The 3,502-nt window shown below is 72.3% G+C and carries 5 protein-coding genes; 3 read left to right on the top strand and 2 right to left on the bottom strand.

Going from position 1 to position 3,502, the window contains the following annotated elements:
• Window positions 1–416: 416 nt before the first annotated feature.
• Complete coding sequence (locus tag JWR81_RS17320; protein WP_297653304.1) at window positions 417–1,076, bottom strand: response regulator transcription factor; 660 nt, start codon at window positions 1,074–1,076, stop codon at window positions 417–419.
• Window positions 1,077–1,153: 77 nt separating this feature from the next.
• Between JWR81_RS17320 and hisN the strand changes: the two genes are divergently transcribed.
• The 3 genes from hisN to JWR81_RS17305 are packed head-to-tail and all read left to right on the top strand — an operon-like array spanning window position 1,154 to window position 2,898.
• On the top strand, window positions 1,154–1,945 hold the full coding sequence (hisN, locus tag JWR81_RS17315; protein ID WP_297653301.1) for a histidinol-phosphatase: 792 nt from the start codon (window positions 1,154–1,156) through the stop codon (window positions 1,943–1,945).
• 60 nt (window positions 1,946–2,005) lie between these two features.
• Window positions 2,006–2,431 (top strand): heme-binding protein, encoded by a 426-nt coding sequence (locus JWR81_RS17310; RefSeq protein WP_297653298.1) that lies wholly within the window; start codon window positions 2,006–2,008, stop codon window positions 2,429–2,431.
• Between the two features lie 14 nt (window positions 2,432–2,445).
• Complete coding sequence (locus JWR81_RS17305; RefSeq protein ID WP_297653295.1) at window positions 2,446–2,898, top strand: MaoC family dehydratase; 453 nt, start codon at window positions 2,446–2,448, stop codon at window positions 2,896–2,898.
• Between the two features lie 3 nt (window positions 2,899–2,901).
• Here JWR81_RS17305 and JWR81_RS17300 read toward each other — a convergent pair.
• A partial coding sequence (locus JWR81_RS17300) for a VWA domain-containing protein (protein ID WP_297653292.1) occupies window positions 2,902–3,502 on the bottom strand: 601 nt, incomplete at its 5' end.

Below are 3,502 nucleotides of genomic sequence, written 5' to 3'. Positions count from 1 at the left end.
AACATCCAGGCCCACGCACGTACGCTCCATCAGCACCGGCGCCTCCCGTAAATGCGGCACCGCCACCCGCCGTGACGGTGACCCGCGCCAACTTACGAGCGAGGCGCCGGCCCCTCATACGGTCTAGGCATCCCCTACCAAGCCGCCCAGAAGCGACTCTGGCGCGCAGGGATCGAATCAACCAAGGTCATCGGCCGCAGCAACCTCTACTCACTCGACGTCCCAAATCAGCTGAGCCGTCCTGCATCGAATGCCACAGATCGATAGCCACTCAACATCCGAACCCACCCATACCAGGGCAAAAGTGACTAACTTATGCGGACCCTCAGCTGTCCAGGCGTGATCGCACTTCAACCCCGACCCCCGCCGATCAAGCGCTGACCAGCGCGTACGTTCGCGTCAACCAACAACGAACGTCAATGATCTGAGTTGAAGCGGAAGCCGACGCCCCGCACAGTCGCGATGCGGTGGTCGCCGCCGATCTTGCGGCGCAGCCAGGACATGTGCATGTCGAGCGTCTTGGACGTCTTGAGGTCGGGGTCGTTCCAGACCTCGCGGAGGATCTCCTCGCGCGTGACGACCTGCCCGGCGCGCAGCAGCAGCACGCGCAGCAGCTCGAACTCCTTGTTGGCCAGCCCCACCTCGGCGCCGTCCACCAGCACGCGACGGCCCGACAGCTCCATGCGCACGCCGCCGACCTCCACCGTCTCGGGCGTGAGGCGGCGCAGGAGCGCCCGCACCCGGGCCAGCAGCTCCGCGAGCCGGAACGGTTTGCCGACGTAGTCGTCGGCGCCCGCGTCGAGGCCCACCACGAAGTCGACCTCGTCGGTGCGCGCGGTGAGCATGAGCACGGGCATGTCCGGGAAGTCCAGCCGCACGCGGCGGCAGACCTCCAGCCCGTCCATGGCGGGGAGGCCCAGGTCGAGCACCATCAGGTCGATGTGCCCGAGCCGGACCCGTTCGAGCGCCGTGAGCCCGTCGGCGGCGACGTCCACCTCGTAGCCCTCGCGCTGCAGTGCGCGGGAGAGCGGTTCGGCGATCGCGCCGTCGTCCTCGGCCAGCAGGACGGTTGTCACAGAAGCCACCATATGCCGATGTGGACCGTCGGGGGACGGCGCCGCGCCCGCATAGGGCAGGCTCACAGCCTGTGCACATGAGCCGTGACCTCAGCCCGGACCTGGATCTCGCCCTGCGCCTCGCCGACACCGCCGACGCGATCGCGCTCCCGCGCTTCCGCGCCGCCGACCTGCGGGTCAGCCGCAAGCCCGACCGCACCCCCGTCACCGACGCCGACATCGCCACCGAGGGGGCCCTGCGCGCCGTCGTCACCGCCGAGCGCCCGGACGACGCAGTGCTCGGCGAGGAGCAGGGCGGCGCCGTCACCGCGGTCGGCCGGGGCTGGGTGTTCGACCCGATCGACGGCACCAAGAACTTCTCCCGCGGCATGCCGGTCTGGGCCACGCTCATCGGCCTCGTGGTGGACGGCGAGCCCGTCGTCGGCGTCGCCAGCGCCCCCGCGCTGGGACGGCGCTGGTGGGGCGCGCGCGGACACGGCGCGTGGACCACCGACGCACCGGGCGCGGAGCCCCGCCGCATCGCAGTCTCCGGCGTCACGGAGACCGGCGACGCGTACCTGTCCACCACCGACCTGCGGACGTTCGCGCAGCAGGGCCGGCTCGACCGGTACCTCGCGCTCGTCGACGCCGTGTGGGAGACCCGCGCGTTCGGCGACTTCTGGCAGCACTGCCTGGTGGCCGAGGGCGTCGTGGACGTGGCCGTCGACGCCGCGGCGAACCCGTGGGACCTCGCGGCGCTGGTGCCGATCGTCGCCGAGGCGGGTGGGCGGCTCACCGACCTCACCGGCGCCGACACGTACGAGGGCGGCGACGGCATCTCGTCCAACGGGACGCTGCACGATCACGCGTTGGCGATCGTCGGCCGCTGATGCATGATCGGCTCCTCACACCGTCGTGAGCTCACACCGTCGTGAACGAGGAGGAACCCGTTGGCCGACACCGTCCCCGCGGCGAGCATCAGCACCGATGCCGCCCACCGCATGATCGCGGCCGCCGAGGCGAAGGCCGCCGCGATCGGCGTGCCCATGTGCATCGCGGTCCTCGACGTCGGCGGCAACCTCAAGGCGTTCTCGAGGATGGACGGTGCGCCGCTGCCGTCCGCACAGGTGGCCCAGGACAAGGCGTACACGGCCAACGGGTTCGGCATGCCGACCCACGAGTGGCACGACTTCATCAAGGACGACGCGCCGCTCGCGGCGGGCGCGCCCACGGGCATCCCGCGACTGGTGATCTTCGGCGGCGGCTACCCGATCCGCGTCGAGGGCACGGCCGTCGGCGCGATCGGCGTCAGCGGCGGGCACTGGAGCCAGGACCAGCAGGTGGCCGAGGCGGGACTGGCGGCGCTGGCCTCGTGACCGAGCATCCCGAGATGACCGCGCAGCCCGAGTTCGCCTTCGAGGACTTCACCCCCGGCCGGGTCTTCGACCTCGGCACCACCGTGGTGGACCGCGACGAGATGGTGGCCTTCGCCCGCCGCTTCGACCCGCAGCCCTTCCACCTCGACGAGGAGGCCGGCGCCGGCTCGATCTTCAAGGGGCTCGCGGCGTCCGGCTGGTTCACAGCCGGGTTGTGGATGCGCCGCTACGTCGACGAGATCCTCAACCGCGCCACCTCGATCGCGTCCCCGGGCGGTGAGGACATCGCGTGGCCCGCGCCGGTGTTCGCGGGCGACGAGCTGCGCGCGTCGATGGAGATCGTGGAGGCGCGCCTGTCGCGCAGCCGTCCCGGGCTGGGCCTGGTGAAGCTGCGCGCCACCCTGCGCCGCGGCGACGACCTGGTGTTCCGCAGCACCTTCACGGGGATGTTCGGCACCCGCGACTGAGCCTCATCCGCCGACCGCCGCCAGCAGCTCGTCCAGCGCGTCGAGGCTGTGGGCGCTCACCACCGCGTCACAGAACGGGAGGGCCGCGGCCATCCCGCCGACCAGCGGCCGGTAGCCGGGGTGGCGCGTGCGCGGGTTGGCCCAGACCACGCGGTGAGCCACGCGGTGCAGGCGCTCCATCTCGCGCGCGACGAGCCGCGGGTCGCCGGTGTCCCAGCCGTCCGACAGCACGAGCACCACGGCCCCGCGGGCCATGCCGGCCCGCCCGAACTCGTCGTTGAACCGGCGCAGGGCCTCCCCGATCCGGGTGCCGCCGGACCAGTCGGGGGCGAGCTGCGCGGCCCGGTGCAGCGCGACGACCGGGCTGGACCGCACGAGCGCCCGGGTCAGGCGCGTGAGCCGGGTGGCGAACACGAACACCTCGGCCCGCTCGGCGCCCGCGGCGCAGTAGAGCAGCTGGATCAGTGCGCGGGCGTAGGGCTCCATGGAGCCGGAGATGTCGCAGAGCACCACGAGCCGGCGCGGCTTCCGCCGGGCGCGACGACGGGCGAGCGCCACCGGGTCGCCCGCGGTCCGGCGGGCCGCGCGCAGGGTGGCCCGCAGG

The sequence above is a fragment of the Pseudonocardia sp. genome (assembly GCF_025965585.1).
GTDB lineage: Bacteria > Actinomycetota > Actinomycetes > Mycobacteriales > Pseudonocardiaceae > Pseudonocardia.
This window is presented reverse-complemented; position numbering and strand designations above follow the sequence as displayed.